Consider the following 17,981-nt stretch of genomic DNA (forward strand, 5'->3'; position numbering starts at 1 on the left):
AGTGTTGGGTCATGCGAGGATCGCTCCGGTGCTGGCGTTGGTGACGAGCCGGGTATAACGGGAGAGCCACCCGCGCTCGAATCGCGGCTGGCGTGGCGTGAAGCGCTCGCGGCGGCGCGCGAGTTCGGCATCGGTGACCTCGGTGGCCAGGCAGCGCCCCTGTAGGTCGATGCGGACGACGTCGCCATCCTTGAGCAGGCCGATCACGCCGCCCTCGGCCGCTTCGGGGGAGACGTGGCCGATGCACAGCCCGCGCGTGCCGCCGCTGAAGCGCCCGTCGGTGATGAGCGCGACCGAGGCGCCTAACGGCATCCCCTTGAGCATCGAGGTGAGGGCCAGCATCTCGCGCATCCCGGGCCCGCCGCGCGGCCCCTCGTTGCGCACCACGACCACGTCGCCCGGCCGGATGGCCCCGTCCACGAGCCCCTGCGTGGCCGCTTCCTCGGACTCGAAGATTCGTGCGGGCCCGCGGAAGGTCATCTCGTGCTGGTCCACCGCCCCGACCTTGATCACCGCACCCTGCTGGGCGAGGTTGCCGAAGAGGACGCACAGCGCCCCGCGTGCCGAATGCGGGCGATCGATGGGGCGGATGCAGTCGGGATTGGTGTTCTGGACGTCCGCCAGCTGCGCGCCGAGCGTCTGGCCGCTGACGGTGTGCGCCTCGAGGTGCAGGAGGCCCGGGCTCTGCGCGAGTTCGTGCAGGATGGCCGGGACGCCGCCCGCCAGCTGCACATCCTCCACGTGCCACTGCCGGTCCCCGTCCCAGGCCGGCGAGACCCTGGTGAGGTGCGGGACGCGCTCGGCCACCTCGTTGAGGCGCTTGAGCGGGTAGTCGACACCCGCCTCGTGGGCGAGCGCGAGGATGTGCAGCACCGTGTTGGTCGATCCACCCATCGCCACGTCGAGCGCCACCGCGTTGTCGATCGCCTGGGCCGTGACGATGTCGCGGAAGGTGACGCCGTCGTGCACCAGCTGCATGAGCGCCTGGGCGGCGCGGATCACCAGGTCGCGACGGGCGGGGTCGACGGCGAGGATCGTCCCGTTGCCGGGGAGGGCGATCCCCAACGCCTCGCACAGGCAGTTCATGGAGTTGGCGGTGAACATGCCGCTGCAGCTGCCGCAGGTGGGACAGCCGTTCGCCTCGAGGTCGGCGAGGCGTGCGTCGTCAATGACCCCGGCGGCGCGCTGCCCCACGCCCTCGAAGACCGAGATCAGGTCGATCGTCCGGCCGGATGCGTCGCGCCCGGCCTTCATCGGTCCGCCCGAGACGAAGACGGTCGGGAGGTTCGCGCGCGCCGCCCCCATCAGCATCCCGGGAACGATCTTGTCGCAGTTGGGGATGCAGACCATCCCGTCGAAGCAGTGCGCCCGGGCCATCGTCTCGACACAGTCGGCGATGAGCTCTCGCGAGGGGAGCGAGTAGTGCATTCCCTCGTGCCCCATCACGATGCCGTCGTCGACCCCGATGGTGTTGAACTCGAAGGGGATCCCGCCAGCCGCACGGATCGCCTCCTTCACCGCCTGCGCCAGCGCCGGCAGGTGCACGTGCCCCGGGACGATGTCCACATACGAATTGCAGACCGCGATGAACGGCTTGTCGAAGTCCGCCGCGTCACGGACCTGGCCCGTGGCACGGAGGAGCGCGCGGTGGGGGGCGCGGGTGAAGCCCTTCTTGATCGTGTCCGATCGCATGTGGTGCGTTGGGGCTCGGGTACGAGGCGCTGGGGGCGGCCGCGGGCATCGCGGGCAAAACAAAAAGGCCCCATCCGGTGTCGGGTGGGGCCTCACTCTGCTGCGGTCGCCGTGTTCGGCGAGAATCCGTGCGCGACGCTATGTCGCTGCTGGCAGGTGGCCCGACCCCCGTACGCGAAGTACTACCGCAAGAAGAATTGCGGTAATGAGCGTAAGGGAAATAAGTCGGAGCGACGCGAGCAGCACGGAGATGTCGACCTGGGTGGAACGAGCGATTCGTACGTGGACTACACCCTGCTTGCCACCGGCCACACCGGCCGGGTTGGGCAACTTAGGGCGAACCTGTGTGTTAGGCAAGACTCGCCAGGCGACTTCGGGGTCACCTTTCCGTCACCAGTACTACCTCGCGCCCGCTACGGGGACGAGTCGTCTCGACATTCGTCGGCTGTCATATGGTAGGGGAGCGTCGACCGCCCCACCGGCAGCGTCGTCGCTCGTCCCTCCGCCTGTGACACAGGTCACGCCGCGAGCCCGACCCGCTTGAGATGCTGCTGCTCCAACGCCTCCGCCCGCTTGGATTCGTCGAAGGCCTTCTCGCTCCGTGAGATCACGAGCGTCGCGACCCCGTTCCCGATGAGGTTCGTGATGGCGCGCGCCTCGGACATGAAGCGGTCGACGCCGAGCAGGAGGGCCAGCCCCTCGAGCGGGACGACCCGCATGGCCGACAAAGTCGACGCAAGGACGATGAATCCGCTCCCCGTCACCCCCGCCGCCCCCTTGGAGGTGAGCATGAGGACGAGCAGGATCCCGATCTGCTGCCCGATGGAGAGATCGACGCGGAAGACCTGCGCGATGAAGATGAGCGCCATCGAGAGGTAGATCGCCGTGCCGTCCAGGTTGAACGAATAGCCGGTCGGGATCACCAGGCGCACGACCGACTTCTCGCAACCGTATCGCTCCAGCTTCTCCAGCATGCGCGGGAGTGCCGCCTCGCTCGACGACGTCCCCAGGACCAGCAGAATCTCCTCCCGGATGTACTTGATGAACTCCCAGAGCGAGAAGCCGTAGATCCGACAGATGATGTTGAGGACGACGAAGACGAAGAGGAACATCGTCAGGTACACGTCGAGCATCAGGCGCCCCAGCGGGAGGAGCGTCTTGAGCCCGAACGATCCCACCGTGAAGGCCATCGCGCCGAAGGCTCCCAGCGGCGCGACGTGCATGATGATCCCGACGATCTTGAAAAAGACCTGCGCCAGCCGCTCGCAGCCGTCGGTGATGTTGCGCCCGATCTCCCCCGACATCGTCAGCGCCACCCCGAAGAGGACGGCGAAGAAGACGACCTGCAGGATCTCCCCCTTGGCGAAGGCGTCGACCACGCTGGACGGGACGATGTGCACGAGGAAGTCGACGAACTTCATCTGCTCCCCCGCGGCGGTATAGCGGGAGATGTCGCCCTTGGCCATCGCGCTCGCGTCGAGCCCGGCCCCCGGCTTGGTGACGTTCACGACGATCAGCCCGATCCCGAGGGCGAAGGTGGTCACGACCTCGAAGTACAGGAACGCCTTGCCCCCCACGCGCCCCACGTGCTTGAGGTCACCGATCGTCGCGATCCCGGCCACGATGGTGAGGAAGATGATCGGGGCAATGACCATCCGGACGAGGTTCACGAAGGTGTCGCCGAGCGGCTTCAACGCCTTCCCGAACTCGGGCCAGAGGATGCCCACGAGGACGCCGAGGGCGACGGCGGACAGGACGCGAAAGGTCAGGTTCTGCCAGAGGCGCTTCACAGAGGGGCGGGAGACGGGGAGGGGGAGACGGGAGGGGGGCGCGTCGGGCGCAACGGTATCGCCGGGACGGGGGCGACGCCAGCCGACCCCCCGCTGGCCGGGAACTCCGGCGCTGGGGGGCGATGAGGCGTGACTCATGATTGCGCCATCCGTCTTGTAAGGGACCGTCGGCGCACAGGTTGCGCGCTCCCACCGCAGGTCCCCCCGTCGCCCCGCCAGACCACCCCCGAATGTCCGTCGCCTCCCCGGACCGCCGCTCGGCGTTCGATTCCGACACCGCCACCCTTCTCGCGCGCCAGTTTGCGGACGCCGAGTTGCTCGTGAACGGTGTGCGGATCGCGGTCCTCGGGATCCTGGCGATCGCTGCGACGGTCTACGCCCCGCACCTCTCGGCGCGGCTGTCGCTGACCAACTTCGTCATCCTCGCGCCAATGCTGGCGTGGGCCATCGGGCAGCACCTGCTGGCGCACAAGCGGGGGAGTGCAGGCGAGGGGCTGTTCATCGCGAACCTCGTCCTCGACGTCACGGCGACGTCGCTCCTCCTCCTGGGATACGGGCTGTTCGGCGATCCGAACCTCGCGGTGAAGTCGCCGGTCTTCAGCATGTACTTCGTGGTGCTGGCCACGCGCCCGTTCACCGGGTCGCCGCGCCGCGCCGCGTTCGCCGCCACGCTGATTCCCCTGCAATACTCCGCGCTGGTCGCCTACCTGCTGCTGAGCGGACGCCTCGCCCTGCTGCGCGACCCGATGCTCTCCGGGACGACCACCGGGACGACGCTGCTCGACGAAGGGTCGAAGGTGATGACGCTAATCGTGGCGGGGATCATCTCGACGTATGCCACGGGGTGGATCGAGCGAACACTCGCCAAGGGGATCGCGGCTCGGCGCAGTGCCGATGCCCGCTTCCGCGCGGTGTTCGAGCAGTCGGGGGTCGGGGTGGCGCTCCTCAACGAGTCCGGCGAGATTGTCGAGGCCAACGGTGCCTTGGCCGAGCTGTTGGGGACGTCGGCGGAGGCGCTGCACGGGGAGCCGCTGCACGGCTTTTGCCCGGCCGACGACGCCGAGCAACTGGCGTCGATGGAGCTGGAGGTCACCAACGGTTCGCGCGAGACGGCGTCGACGGAAACGCGCTACGTGCGCCCCGACGGCGACATGGTGTGGGGGAGCCTCACGCTCACGCGCGCCGACGACGCCCGCGATGCGCGGTTGATCGCCGTGGTGCAGGACGTCACGCACCGCAAGTCGCTCGAGAAGGAGCTGCTGCGGCAGGCGTTCTACGACCAGCTCACGGGCCTCGCCAACCGGGCACTCTTCCGCGACCGCGTGCAACACGCGCTGTCGCGTGCGGCGCGGGATCGTGAGTTGGTGGCGGTGATGTTCCTCGACCTCGACAACTTCAAGGGGACGAACGACACGCTGGGACATGCCGCGGGCGATGACCTGCTGTCGATGGTGGCGTCGCGCCTGCTCAACGCGACGCGCGGCTGTGATACGGTGGCGCGACTGGGGGGCGACGAGTTTGCGGTCCTGCTGGAGAACGTGCGCGGCGAGGAAGACGCGAGCATCGTGGCCGATCGTATCTCGCACGCGCTGAACAACCCGGTGGAGCTGTCGTCCGGGGTGACAGTGCGGGTGAGTGCGAGCATCGGGATCGCCCGCGCGACGCCGAACGACGGGGTGGAGGAGCTCCTGCGCAACGCCGACGTGGCGATGTACGCGGCCAAGGGCGGGAGTCGCGGGAGCCATGTCTTCTTCGACGCGTCGATGCACGAGGCGCTGGTCGGTCGCGTGACGATGGAGGGCGACCTTCGCCGGGCGCTGGACGACGGGGAGTTCTGGGTCGCCTACCAGCCGATCGTGGCCCTGGAGTCGCACGAGGTGCTGGGGATCGAGGCGCTGCTGCGCTGGGAACACCCGACCAAGGGGAACATCCCGCCTAACGACTTTATCGCGTTGGCCGAGGAGACGGGGCTGATCCTGCGGATCGGGGGCTGGGTGCTCCGCGAGGCGTGCCAGCGCACGGCCCAGTGGAACGCGCAGCGGCAGGATGGGAAGGCATTCTCGGTGACGGTGAACCTGTCGGTGCGGCAGCTGGAGTCGCCGACGTTGGTGTCCGATGTCGAGGAGGCGTTGGGGACGGCCGGGCTCTCGCCGTCGCTCCTGGTCCTCGAGATCACCGAGAACGCACTGATGCAACGGACCGAGTCGACGCTGGAGCGGCTGCACGAGCTCAAGCAGATCGGGGTGCGGCTGGCGATCGACGATTTCGGGACGGGGTATTCGTCGCTGTCGTACCTGCAGCAGTTCCCGGTCGACATCCTCAAGATCGACCGCAGCTTCACCGACGGGCTGATGCGCGGGTCGCACGACGATGCGCTGGCACGCACCATCATCGCGTTAGGCGACCTGCTGACGCTGCGCACGATCGCCGAGGGAGTGGAGCATGCGCGGCAGCACGCCCGGCTGCGGGACCTGGGGTGCGACTACGGACAGGGGTACCTGTTCAGCCGTCCGCTGGCGCCGGCCGACGTCGACCTGCTGCTGCGGAGCGGCGTGCTCGAGTTGCCGGGGGAGGAGCCGATCGTGCTGACGGTGGGTGGGGCGGGGGGGGCGGCCGCCGACGCGTTGGACGACGGGGACGGGGCGGGGCCCCCCCCCGACCTCTAGATACCACCTGCGGCGACGCGCGCCGACATCATTCTCTTCCCTGCTGTACCAAGACATGACGGGCGGCCCCGGTGGGGGCCGCCCGTCCGTCGTTGGGCCGGTCACTCGCCCCGGCGGCGGCTACATCACCGTCTTCGGCGGGAGCACGATGGCCCCCAGCCCGAGCCGCTTGAGCAGCTCGTTGAACGCCGGGACCTCGCGCTCGATGATGGTCCGGACGCGCGCCGAGAGCGGCGCCCACGCCTGCATCAGGTCATTGGTGCGCTGCAGCGCCCCTCGTGTCGGGCGCCCTTCCGGCCCGCCATAGATGTACGAGTCGTCACCCGTGAGGTTGGTGTACAGCTCGATGAGTTGGTTGTCGAGCTGCCCCGGGTGGCGAATCGGGTCCTGGCCGCTCTCGCTCTTCACCTGATTCAGCTGCAACTCGACGCCGCCGAGCGAGGCACCGAGCGCGTCGGCGGCCGGCGTGACCTCGCTGGCGCGGTTGATCCGCCCGGCCTGCTCCACGGCACGCGTCGCCTGCTCGCGGACCGCGCGTATGGTCTCCAGCGCCGCGTTCACCACGTTGAGCGAGTCGCGGACCGCGATGGAGGCCCGGAACTGCGCCTCGTAGTCGGCGGCCGTCACGTCGGGGAGGCGCGGGTCGGCGAGGAGGCGGAAGGCGCGGCTCTGCGTCTGGCCGCCAGCCGCAAGGCGCACGGTGTAGGTCCCCGGGGGGGCCTTCACCCCGCCGGTGTATCCCCAGATCGTCTGCCCCTTGAGCAGGCGCGGACCGGGATAGGTGGCGTCCCAAGCGAGGCGCTGGGCGCCAGCCGCGGCCTTGAGCGCCGGTTGGCCCAACGTGCGGGCGCGCGCGGTGTCGGTCGTGAAGCGACGGACCACCTCTCCGCGGGCGTCGACGACCTCGAGGCGCGTCGACGAATCCGGCGCCGTGGCGAACCAGGCGTGGAGCAGCGCCCCCTGCGGCAGCGGGTCGGGGGCGTTCTCCACCCCGCCGGCGCCGCCGCCGCCGACCTGCACGCGGTAGGCGTCGCGCGGGGCATACAGGTGCACCGTCGCGCCCGCGGCGATGTCGGCCTGCTGGTGCAGCGGCGTCAGGTCATCGAGCACGTACAACGACCGCCCCTGCGTGGCGACGACGAGGTCCTGCCGATGCACGCGCAGGTCGGCCACCGGCGTCACGGGGAGGTTCAGCTGCAACGATTGCCAGCGCTTCCCGCCATCGAACGAGACGTACAGGCCGTGCTCGGTCCCGGCATACAGCAGTCCGTCCTTGACCGGGTCCTCGCGCACGGCCCGCACCGGCGATCCGGCGGGGATGCCGTTGGTCCCGTCGGCGACACGCGTCCACGACGCGCCGTAGTCGTCGGTGCGGAAGATGTACGGCGCGAAGTCGTCCAGGCGGAAGCGCTGCACCGCGACGTAGGCGCGCCCATCGCGATGCGCCGAGAGGTCGATGTTCTCCACCGTCCCGAACTTCGGCATCCCCGGCGGCGTCACCTCTCGCCACGACGCGCCGCCGTCGCGCGTCACGTGCACGCGCCCGTCGTCGCTCCCGGTCCACAGGGTGCGCGCATCCTTGGCGTCCTCGCTGATGGCGAACAGCGTGTTGAAGATCTCCACCCCGGTCACGTCGTGGTTGATCGGGCCCCCGGCCGCCTCCTGGTGCGCCGGCGTGTTGGTCGTGAGGTCGGGGGAGATCGTCTCCCACGTCATCCCGCCATCGCGCGTGCGGTGGAGGTACTGCGAGCCGTGATACACGACGTTGGGGTCGTGGCGCGACACCAGGATCGGCGCGACCCACTGGAAGCGGTACTTGAGATCCTTCGCCGCCTGCCCGAGTTGCAGCTGAGGGTACAGGACGACGTTGCGCCGCTCGTCGGTCGCCACGTCGAGCCGGTTGATCGCCCCGCCGTAGCACCCGCCCCAGACCACGCCGGGGCGATCCGGGTGCAACGACACCGGCCCGGTCTCGCAGCCGGAGGCGTAGCGCCACTCGTTCATCGGGTGCAGCACGTTGGGTCCCGACCACGCCGGGACCGAGATGCTCGTGTTGTCCTGCTGCGACGAGTAGACGCGATACGGAAACTGGTTGTCCACCACCACGTCGTAGAACTCGGACGTCGCCTGATTGTTCATCGAGGACCAGCTGCGCCCGCGGTTGAGCGTCACCTGCGCCCCGCCGTCGTCGCCGATGACCATGAGGCGGTTGTTGCGTGGATTGATCCAGAGGTCGTGCGTGTCGCCGTGCGGGACCTCGATCGGGGTGAACGTCTTGCCGCCGTCGATGGAGCGATAGATCGAGGTGTTGAGCGCGTAGACCGTGTTCTCGTCCTGCGGGTCGGCCTCGATGCGCGTGTAGTACCACGCGCGCTGCCGCAGCTTGTTCTCGGCGTTGGTGCGCGTCCACGTCTTCCCGGCATCATCCGAGCGAAAGACGCCACCCTCCGGCTCGGCCTCGACGATGGCCCAGACCCGGTCGGGGTTCGCCGGCGAGACCGTCACGCCGACCTTTCCCACCATTCCGGTGGGGAGGCCGCCGGCGAGCTTGCTCCAGGTATCGCCGCCGTCGGTGCTCTTGTAGATCCCGCCCTCCGGCCCACCGGAGATGTTCGTCCACGGCTTGCGCTCGGTGCGCCACATGCCGGCGAAGAGCACGCGCGGGTTGCGCGGATTCATCGCCAGGTCGGCGGCCCCGGTGGAGTCGTTGAGGAAGAGGACCTGCTCCCAGCTCTTGCCGCCGTCCTTCGAGCGGTAGACGCCGCGCTCCCGGTTCTTGCCGAACATGTGGCCTAACGCGGTGACGTAGACGAGGTCGGGGTTGCCCGGGTGCACGACGACGCGGCGCACGGCGCCCGACTCGGGGAGCCCGATGAACTGCCACGTCTTCCCCGCGTCGAGCGATTTCCAGAGCCCGCGCCCCTGCGAGGAGTTGCCACGCACATCGGCCGACCCGGTGCCCACGTAGATCACGTTTGGTCGCTGTCGGCGATGTCCACGGCCCCGATGCTGCCACCGAAGAAGCCGTCGGTGATGTTCTTCCACGTGGTGCCGGCGTCGTCGGTCTTCCAGACGCCGCCCCCCGTGCTCCCCATCAGGAAGGTGTGCGGCTCATCGGCGAGGCCGGTCACCGCGGTCGAACGACCGCCGCGGAACGGCCCGAGCAGGCGGTACGAGAGCGACGCGAAGCGCGTGCTGTCGACGCTCGGGGAAGTGGCCGCCGACGGGGCGGTGGCAGCGCGTGTGCGCTGCGCCAGGGCGTTGCTGCTGACGACACCCGGCACCACGAGGGCGATCGCGGCCAGGGTCGCTCGGGACGGGGCATGCATGTCGTGCTACTCCGGAAGCGTGTAGGCGGTCACTCGGGCCGATGGACGGGCGCGCTCAGCGCGCCGCCGCGAACCGGCCGAGCCGATGCAGGGCGATGTCGTGCCGGGTGTCGCCGTCGAGGGCGAGGTCGGCGGCGATCTCGCCGATCACCGAGGAGAACTTGAAGCCGTGTCCCGAACAGGCGTGGGCGATGACCACCTGTGGCGTGTCGGGGAGCCGGTCGAGGATGAAGTGCTCGTCCGGCGTGTTGGTGAACAGGCAGGTCTTCGTGAGGAGCACCTCGCCTCCCACGGCGGGAAAGCAGTCGCGGACCACCGAGTGCAGGAGCTCCACGTCGCGTGGTGTGACGGCCGCACGGTCGACCGTGTCGGGATCGACCGCCTCGCGCAGGTGATGGTAGCAGCCGATCTTGAAGCCCGGGACCCCAAACTCGGGGAAGCCGTACCAGTGCTCGCCGCCGAAGTCGAGGTTGAAGACGGGGAAGTGCGACGGGGCGAACAGGTCGCGATCGGCCAGGTCGAACCAGGCGAGCACCTGCCGCTCGGGGACGAGCCACCGCTGGAGCGCCGGGACGAGGGCCCCCGTCCAGCTGCCGGCGGCGACGACGAGTCGCCCGGCCTCGTAGCGCCCGCGGTCGGTGGTGACGACGACACCGGATCCTGTCGCTTCCCAGTCCAGCACCTGCTCGTGGGCGCGCACCTCGGCGCCGTGGTGCGCGGCCCGCGTCACCTGCGTCGTGATACAGGCCTCGGGGACGAGGAAGCCGCCGCGCGGCTGCCAGACCGCGACTAACTCGTCAGGCAGGCCATAGCCCGGAAAGCGGCGCGACAGCTCGGCCGACGTCAGGACTTCGTGCGGGAGGTCGTGGACCTGGCACGAGTGCAGCGACCCGGTGACGGTGCGGGAATCCGCGGCGCCCGCGTCGATGGAGCCGGTGATGTGCAGCAGCGACTCGTGGCTCTCGCGTTCGAGCTCCTCCCACAAGTCGTAGGCGCGCCGCAGGAGCGGGACGTACGACGGGTGTTCGAAGTACGCCAGGCGGATGATGCGCGTGAAGCCGTGTGACGACCCCTGCTCGTGCGGGATGCCGTAGCGTTCGAGGAGGAGGACGCGCGCCCCGCGGCGGGCCAGCTGGTAGGCGGTCGCGCTCCCCATCCCCCCCGCGCCCAGCACGATCACGTCGTACGACATGCGGTCTCCGTGGTGTCCCGTTCGGTCGCTCAGTCGCGCGACAACGCCATGATCACGCGGGCGACCTTGTAGATCGTCAGCGGGTCGGGCGAGGTGTAGCTGACGGTGCGCCCGTTGCGCTTCATGCCGGGGACGAGCGCCACCACGTCGGCGTGCGAGAGCTCGTCGAGCTCGATCTCCAGCGTGATAGGTCCGGCGAGCGTGACCGGGCGGCGCGCGATGCGCTTCACCAACGCGGCCCGCACGCCGGCCGAGATCTTCTCGCGCGCCTCGAGCGGGTTCATCGTCTTGGCGGCGAAGTAGCCGATCCCTTCCTTCACCACCAGGCCGTCGACGCCGGGGATGAAGTCGCTGGCCATCTGCACCGCCGCCTTGTCGCCCGAAATGAAGGCGACGGGGACGCCCCAGTAGCCGGCGACCATCGCGTTGAGCCCGTACTCGCCGACCTCCTTTCCGTTCAGGCGCACGACCTTCAGCGCCCCGGAGAAGGTGTGGCCGTGCACGGCGTCGGCGGTCGACCCGGGGGCGTGATAGCCGATGTACACCGCGGCGTCGAAGGTCGAGTCGAGCCCCTGCGTCATGCCTAACGGCTTGGGTTGTCCGGTGATGAGCATGGCGCGACGGTCGATCTCGTCGGGACGCAGGTTGGTCTGCGGCCCGTGCGAGTCGTTCACCAGGACCTCCGTCGCGCCGCCCGCGAACGCTCCCTCGATGGCGGCATTGGTCTCGGCGATCATCTGCCGGCGCGCCCACTCGTAGTTCTGCCCCCCCGGCGAGGTCTGCGTGTTGGCCACCACCCCGGCGATCCCCTCGAGGTCGACCGAGATGTAGACCTTCTTCTTCGGTGCGGCCTGCGCGGCGAGCGACGCGGCCGTCAGGTGGGCGGCCAGGAGCAAGGCGGTGCGGAGGGCCAGCGCGAGCGAGGCAGAGCGGGGGGGGAGGCGCATGGGGTAGGATCCTCGGGAGGTCGGGGGGACGCGTTGCAGTGATACGGCGGAGCGCCGCGACTCGCTAGGGGACGGGATCGCGGCAATCCCGGTGCACCAGATCACCATTCCGGCCGACACTCATTGAGTGACTCTCATACCCAACGAGCGTCCTCGTATCGTGGCGGCGTCACTTGTCCCGACCGACCCCCCGTTCTCGTCCCCCGCGACGACTGCTGAGCGCGCCCTGCTCAGCGGGACCTTGGCCGCGTCCATGGAGCGGGTCGCGCGGCTCGCCGTCACCGTCCTCGGCGCCCCTGCGGCGACGCTCGCCCTGCTCGGCACCGATCGCCGGACCTTCCGTGCTGGCGGCTTTGCCCGCCCGTGGATCTCGCACGATTCCGGGGTCCTGGTGCGCACGGGGCTCATCTCCCGCGCCCTCGACAACGGCGGCGTCCTCTCGCTGAACGACGTCCTGGATGAGCGGAGCGACCCGGCGATGCGCAGCGCAGCGACCGAACTCCAGGTTCGCAGCCTCGCCCTGGCCGCGCTCACGCGACACGATGGGACCGTCCTCGGCACGCTGCTCGCCCTGAGCGACGAACCGCGGTTCTGGGGTGAGGAGGACCTCCAACTGCTGGGCGACCTGGCCGAGGGGGCTTCGACCGAGTTGCAGCTGCGGCACGCCCTTGCCGAGCGCGAGATGCGCGAGCGGCAGCTGCGGCACGACTCGTTGCACGACGCGCTCACCGGGCTCCCCAACCGCGCGCTCTTCATGAAGCGCCTGTCCGATGCCTCGCTCCGCGCGCGGCGCGATGGGGATGGCCTGTTCGCCGTGCTCTTCCTCGACCTCGACGACTTCAAGCTGGTCAACGACAGCATGGGGCATCATGTGGGCGACGAGGTGCTCGTGACCGTCGCCCGCCGGCTGGAGGAGTGCGTGCGCGGGGGGGACATCGTCGCGCGCCTGGGCGGCGACGAGTTCGCGATCCTGCTCGAGCGGGTGATCGATGCGCGCGACACCGCGCTGGTGGCCGACCGGGTCCAGCACGCGCTCAAGGCGCCCATGACGATCGGCGGCTACGAGTGGGTGACGTCGGCGAGCATCGGGGTGGTGCTGTCGAGCTCCGCGAGCGAGCGCCCCGAGTACCTGCTGCGCAGCGCCGACATGGCGATGTACCGCGCCAAGCACCAGGGGCGCTCGCGCTTCGAGATGTTCGACCGCGCCATGCACGCCGAGGCGCTCACGCGCTTGCAGCTGGAGACCGACCTGCGCCGCGCGGTGGAGCGACAGGAGTTCCTCCTGCACTACCAGCCGATCGTGTCGCTCGCCGACGGGCGGGTGCAAGGCGTCGAGGCGCTGGTGCGCTGGCAGCATGCCGATCGCGGGCTCATCTCGCCCAACGACTTCATCCCGGTGGCCGAGGACACGGGATTGATCGTCCCGATGGGGCGTTGGGCGCTACGCGAGGCGTGTCAGACGGTGCGGGGACTGGAGGCGCGCGTCCCGTCGGCGCGCGGGTTGCGGCTATCGGTCAACCTGTCGGTGCGCGAGTTCGCGCAGCTCGACCTGGTGCGCGCCGTGGCGGGCATCCTGGACGAGACGGGGCTCCCGGCCGGCCAGCTGCAACTCGAGATCACCGAGAGCGCGATCATCGGCCAGCAGCACCCGGCGCTGCAGACCATCGCCGAACTGCGCGAGCTCGGCGTGCGGATCCACCTGGACGACTTCGGCACCGGCTACTCGTCGCTCAGCTACCTGCACCGCCTCCCGCTCGACGCGATCAAGATCGACCGCGCCTTCACCACGTCGATGGAGACGGAGGAGCGTCCGCGGCATGTGGTGCAGGCGATCCTGTCATTGGTAGGGGCGATGGGGCTCGAGGTGATCGCCGAAGGGGTGGCGACCGCCGACCAGCTCGCCCTGCTACGCCGCATGGGATGCCCCTATGGGCAGGGCTTCCTCTTCTCGCGCCCCATGCCGCCCGCCGCGCTCGAAGAGCTGCTGCAGCGCGATCCCCGCTGGTAACGCGGCACTGGTCGCGTCGGCCGGTCGCGTCGGTCGGTCGCGTCGGTCGGTCGCGTCGGCCGGTCGCGATGCGCGGCACGCATCGCGACCAGCACCAACCCGCCGGCGGCTCACCCCACCGCGTGTCCCGCAGGTGCCAGCGTGGCGCCGTGACGGACGTCGATCTCGTCGTCCGCGGTCACTCGGCCTAACGCCGGGGGGAGGAGCATGTACATCACCGGGGTCACCAGGCGGCTCAGGATCGTCGAGCTGATCAACCCGCCGATGATCACCAGTGCCAGCGGCGAGTAGAGCGACGATCCCTGGATGGCCAGCGGCAAGAGGCCGCCGATGGCCGTGAGCGTGGTGAGGACGATCGGGAGGAAGCGGATCTTCCCCGCCGTCTCGATGGCCTGGTGCAGCTCCATCCCGTCGTCGCGCAGCTGGTTGGTGAAGTCGACCAGGAGGATCGAGTTCTTGATCTCGATCCCGATGAGCGCGACGAAGCCGATGACCGCGGTGAAGGAGAGGGTGTAGCCGCTCACGAGGAGGGCGGCGAGCCCGCCGATGATCCCCAGCGGGATGACGGACGCCACGATGACCATCCCCTTGAAGGTGCGAAACTCGAGGATGAGGATGGCGAGGATCCCGAAGGTGGCGAGGAGAATGGCCGTCCCGAGCCCCCCAAAGCTCTCCTGCCGTGACTCCAGTTCGCCCGCCGGGATGATGCGATAGCCTGCCGGGAGCTTGAGTTCCCCGAGGCGTGCGAGCACCGCCTTGGTCACGCGATCGGTGTTGAAGCCGGTCTGGACGTAGCTCGTCACCGTCACCGCGCGCTCGGCATCCTGGTGCTGGATGAGCGGCGGCGACGATTCGAAGCGCACCGAGGCCACCTGCGACAGCGGCACCTGCGCCCCGGTGACCGAGCCGACGTACACCTGATCGAGCGCCGAGAGCACCTGCCGTTCGCCGCGCGGGAGCCGGACGGTGATGTCGTACTCCTCGCCGTCGAGGTCGCGGAACGAACCGGCCCGCAGCCCGGCGATGCCGAGCCGCACGGTGCGGTCGATCTCGACCGTCGGGATCCCGAGCAGCCCGGCCTTGGCGCGGTCGATGTCGAGCGTGAGGTCGGTGCGGTTGACCCGGAGCGGATTCACGACGTCGCGCGTGCCTGGCGTGGTCGCGATGAGGCGCTCCATGCGCCCCGCCACGGCGCGGAGCGTGTCCAGGTGCTCTCCCGTCAGGCGCAACGCGAGCGGTGCCTCGATGGGCGGGCCGTTCTCGAACTCCTTGACGAGGATGCGGGCGTTGGGGATGGCGTCGAGGCGTCGCCGCAGCGAATCGAGCATCAGCGGCGTGTGGCGTCCGTCGTAGTGATCGAGCAGGACGAAGAGCGCGCCTACGTTGTTGCGTTCGCCGCCCGGCACGACGTTGTAGTAGACCTGCGGATTGCCGCGGCCCACGTTGGCGAAGACCGACGTCACGTCGCGTCGCGACAGGAGTGCCTGCTCCACCTGCTGCACCACGCCGTTGGTCTCGGTCAGCGACCAGCCGTCCGGCGTCTCGACGGTGATCATGAACTGCGGTGTCCCCGCCTTGGGAAAGAGGGAGAAGCCGACGATCGGGATGAGGGCGAGCGAACCGACGAAGAGCCCCGCTGCGACGGCCAGCGTCGTGCGCGGGCGCCCAAGCGCCCGGTGCAGGAGGCGCGAGTAGGTGGCGTCGATCGCCCGGTTGAGCGCGCGCAGGAAGATGTTCCCGTGTCCCGCTGTCTCCTCGAGGAAGACCGAGGCGAGGAAGGGGATGATCGTGAGCGAGACCAGGAGCGAGGCGAGAATCGTGAAGATCACCGCCAGCGGCATCCCGCGGATGAACTTCCCCGAGGCGCCGGGGAGCATGAGCAAGGGGAGGAAGGCGAACATCAGCGTCGCCGTAGTCCCCAGCACCGCGACGGTGATCTGCTGCGTGGCGAGGATGGCGGCACGCGTGCGCGAATGCCCCTCCCGCAGGAAGCGGGCGATGTTCTCGACGACCACAATGGAGTCGTCGACGAGCAGGCCGAGCGCGATCACGAAGCCGACGATCGTCAGCTGGTTGATCGTGTAGCCGGTCGCCTTGAGCAGCGAGACGCCAATCGCCAGCGACAACGGGATGGAGACCATCGTCACCCCGGCGGCACGCAGCCCCAGCGGGAGAAGGGTGACCAGCACCAAGAGGATCGCCAGCGCGAAGTCGACGCCGAGCTTCCGGAGGCGCGCCTCGACGTTGCGCGACTGGTCGAAGCCGCGGGCGAGCGTCATCGACGCCGGGAGGTCGCGCTCGAACTCGTCGAGGACACCCCAGATGTCGTCGCGGACCTGGGAAATGTTACGCGCGTTCTTCATGCTGGCCGTGACGAACGCGGCGCGCTGGCCGTTGTAGCGTCCCAGGTGCTTGGCCTCCGCGTAGCTCCACTCCACCGTGGCCACGTCCTGCAACCGGACCGTCGCCCCGCCACCGCCGCCCACGACGGTCTGCCGCACCTCGTCGAGCGTCTGATAGCTCCCGCTCGTCTTGACGTTGAACTTGCGGCCGCCCGCATCGACGCTCCCGCCGGGGATGTTCGCGTCTTCGCTCTGGATCGACTGCAGGACCTGTGTCACCGGGATCCGGAGCTGCGCCAGTCGGCCGAGGTCGATCGCCACCCGCACCTCGCGCTCGGGGATCGCCCACGCTTGCACCTGGCGAACGCCGTCCCGTCGCGACAGCAGGTCCTTGAGGCGGCGCGCCTCGCGGTCGATGTCGGCGTAGGGCGCCGTGGGAGAGACCAGCGCCAGCTGCACGATGTTGACGCGGCCGGCGTCGAACTGCCGTGTCTCCAGGCGCAGCAGGTCGTCGGGGAGGTCGGGGCGCAGGGCGTTCAACTCGCGCAGGACCTCCTCGTACTTCGCGTCGGCATCGACGTTGGCCTCGAACTCCACTTCGACCGTCGCCAGCCCGTCCTCCACCGTCGTGCGGATGGCCTTGAGCTTGTCCAGCTCCTTGATGCGCTTCTCGATCGGGTCGGCGACGAGCTGCTCCAGGTCGATCGGGCTCGCCCCGGGGTAGACGGCGACAATGACGTAGGCCGGGATGGGGAAGGTCGGATCCTCGGCGCGCGGGATGGTGCGCAGCGAGAAGACGCCGAGGGCGACGAGCGCGACAAGGATCACCAGCATGAACTGGCGATTCCTGACGGAGAAGCGGGCGATGTTCACCGGGCCTCCTTGCGCGCCGTCGCCGCGCCGTCGCCGCCGTTGCGCTGGCGGACGGTGAGGCGCGTCCCTTCATCGATGAAGGCGGCGCCCCGGACCACGACCCATTCGCCGGGCTTGGCGCCCGAGGCAAGCGCCACCATGTCGCCGACGATGCGCGCGATGTGCACCTGACGGCGAGTCCCGCGGTCGCCCCCGGCCTCGACCACGAAGACCGTCGCCGAATCCCCGTCGGCCTCGACCAGCGCCTCCAGCGGCAGCGCGGCCACCTGGCCCTGCGCGCGCGTGCGGATCTCGGCGCGCCCGATGAGGCCCGACGCCAGCGACTCGGCCCTCGGCTCGAGGGCGAGTTCAACGGCGTACGTCCCGTTCATCGGCGACGCGGCCGAGGCGCGTTGCGTGACGCGGGCGCGGAAGCGTTCGCCGGGGAGGGCGTCGAAGGAGACCGATGCCGAATCGCCCAGGCGCACGCGCACGGCGTCGCGGTCGGGGAGGCCGGCGCGCAGGACCACGCCGCGCTGCGCCGTGCGCACCGTGAGGACGGGGGTCCCGCCGGCGATCACCTGGTTGGGCTCGGCCATGCGGCGCAGGACCACGCCGGTCGACGGCGCGCGGACGACGGCGTGCGCGAGGCTGAAGCGCGCACCGCGCAGGTTCTGCTCGGCGACGGCCAGCGCCGTCGTGGCGTCTTGCAGCTGCTCGGTCGTGGCAATCGAGTCGGCGTGCAGGGCGCGCACGCGCGCCAGGTCGCGCGCCGCCTTGAGCGTCCCCTGCTCGGCCTTGGCCACCTCCGACGAGACCGGGTCGGACGAGAGCTCGGCCAGGAGCTGCCCGGCCCGGACCGTGGCCCCTTCCTCGACGAGGATGCGGGCAATCACCCCTCCCGTGGTGAAGGCGAGGTCGACCTCTTCCTTGCCGCCTAACGCCCCGGTGGCGACGACCGGTGGGGCGAGCTCGCGGAGTTGCACCTGTGCGAGCTCCACCGGGATGGCGCGCGGCGTGGTGTCGGCCGCCGAGGCATCGCTCCGGCCGCAGGCGGCCGCCCCGACGAGTGCGAGCAGGGCGACGACGGCCTGCAGGGGGCGACGCCCCGCGTGCGCGGGTGACATGGGCGGGTGGAGCAGGTGGGGGGCGGTCGGCATGTC

10 protein-coding genes are annotated in these 17,981 nt (G+C 69.8%); 2 read left to right on the plus strand and 8 right to left on the minus strand.

Annotation, left to right across the window (positions count from 1 at the left end; all coding sequences use genetic code 11):
• Positions 1 to 9: 9 nt before the first annotated feature.
• Positions 10 to 1,692 carry a dihydroxy-acid dehydratase gene (gene ilvD / locus IPN47_09570; GenBank protein MBK9408284.1) on the minus strand — a complete coding sequence of 561 codons (1,683 nt, stop codon included), beginning with the start codon at positions 1,690 to 1,692 and terminating at the stop codon, positions 10 to 12.
• A gap of 518 nt (positions 1,693 to 2,210) precedes the next feature.
• Positions 2,211 to 3,482, minus strand: a complete 1,272-nt coding sequence (locus IPN47_09575) for a dicarboxylate/amino acid:cation symporter (protein MBK9408285.1) — start codon at positions 3,480 to 3,482, stop codon at positions 2,211 to 2,213.
• 230 nt (positions 3,483 to 3,712) lie between these two features.
• On the opposite strand from IPN47_09575, the gene IPN47_09580 reads away from it, so the two are divergent.
• On the plus strand, positions 3,713 to 6,148 hold the full coding sequence (locus IPN47_09580; protein MBK9408286.1) for an EAL domain-containing protein: 2,436 nt from the start codon (positions 3,713 to 3,715) through the stop codon (positions 6,146 to 6,148).
• A 120-nt stretch (positions 6,149 to 6,268) separates the two neighbouring features.
• Here the strand turns inward: IPN47_09580 and IPN47_09585 are convergent, their stop codons facing one another.
• Genes IPN47_09585 through IPN47_09600 form a run of 4 tightly spaced genes read right to left on the minus strand, consistent with a single transcriptional unit; the run spans position 6,269 to position 11,616 of the window.
• Positions 6,269 to 9,121, minus strand: a complete 2,853-nt coding sequence (locus IPN47_09585; protein ID MBK9408287.1) for a glycosyl hydrolase — start codon at positions 9,119 to 9,121, stop codon at positions 6,269 to 6,271.
• Positions 9,118 to 9,477, minus strand: coding sequence for a hypothetical protein (locus IPN47_09590; protein ID MBK9408288.1), 360 nt, complete (start codon positions 9,475 to 9,477; stop codon positions 9,118 to 9,120). Before IPN47_09590 ends, IPN47_09585 begins: the two co-directional genes overlap by 4 nt.
• A 55-nt stretch (positions 9,478 to 9,532) precedes the next feature.
• The gene (solA, locus tag IPN47_09595) at positions 9,533 to 10,669 is read right to left on the minus strand and encodes an N-methyl-L-tryptophan oxidase (protein MBK9408289.1); all 1,137 of its coding nucleotides are present in this window, start codon (positions 10,667 to 10,669) and stop codon (positions 9,533 to 9,535) included.
• 29 nt (positions 10,670 to 10,698) lie between these two features.
• Complete coding sequence (locus IPN47_09600) at positions 10,699 to 11,616, minus strand: M55 family metallopeptidase (GenBank protein MBK9408290.1); 918 nt, start codon at positions 11,614 to 11,616, stop codon at positions 10,699 to 10,701.
• A 160-nt stretch (positions 11,617 to 11,776) separates the two neighbouring features.
• Here IPN47_09600 and IPN47_09605 point away from each other — a divergent pair, with 160 nt between their 5' ends.
• Positions 11,777 to 13,624 (plus strand): EAL domain-containing protein, encoded by a 1,848-nt coding sequence (locus IPN47_09605; GenBank protein MBK9408291.1) that lies wholly within the window; start codon positions 11,777 to 11,779, stop codon positions 13,622 to 13,624.
• A 110-nt stretch (positions 13,625 to 13,734) separates the two neighbouring features.
• Here the strand turns inward: IPN47_09605 and IPN47_09610 are convergent, their stop codons facing one another.
• Positions 13,735 to 16,839: an efflux RND transporter permease subunit gene (locus tag IPN47_09610; GenBank protein ID MBK9408292.1), complete on the minus strand. Its 3,105-nt coding sequence runs from the start codon at positions 16,837 to 16,839 to the stop codon at positions 13,735 to 13,737.
• Entirely contained in the window at positions 16,836 to 17,978 is a 1,143-nt protein-coding gene (locus tag IPN47_09615; GenBank protein MBK9408293.1) for an efflux RND transporter periplasmic adaptor subunit, read from the minus strand. The genes IPN47_09610 and IPN47_09615 overlap by 4 nt, the downstream gene beginning before the upstream one ends.
• Positions 17,979 to 17,981 lie beyond the last annotated feature (3 nt).

This window comes from Gemmatimonadota bacterium (genome assembly GCA_016719105.1).
Taxonomy (GTDB): Bacteria; Gemmatimonadota; Gemmatimonadetes; order Gemmatimonadales; family Gemmatimonadaceae; genus SCN-70-22.

Excerpts from the sequence above, each read along its gene's own strand:
- ilvD (MBK9408284.1), bottom strand. The coding sequence starts at position 1,692 with ATGCGATCGGACACGATCAAGAAGGGCTTCACCCGCGCCCCCCACCGC.
- IPN47_09580 (MBK9408286.1), top strand. The coding sequence starts at position 3,713 with ATGTCCGTCGCCTCCCCGGACCGCCGCTCGGCGTTCGATTCCGACACC.
- IPN47_09590 (MBK9408288.1), bottom strand. The coding sequence starts at position 9,477 with ATGCATGCCCCGTCCCGAGCGACCCTGGCCGCGATCGCCCTCGTGGTG.
- solA (MBK9408289.1), bottom strand. The coding sequence starts at position 10,669 with ATGTCGTACGACGTGATCGTGCTGGGCGCGGGGGGGATGGGGAGCGCG.
- IPN47_09600 (MBK9408290.1), bottom strand. The coding sequence starts at position 11,616 with ATGCGCCTCCCCCCCCGCTCTGCCTCGCTCGCGCTGGCCCTCCGCACC.
- IPN47_09615 (MBK9408293.1), bottom strand. The coding sequence starts at position 17,978 with ATGCCGACCGCCCCCCACCTGCTCCACCCGCCCATGTCACCCGCGCAC.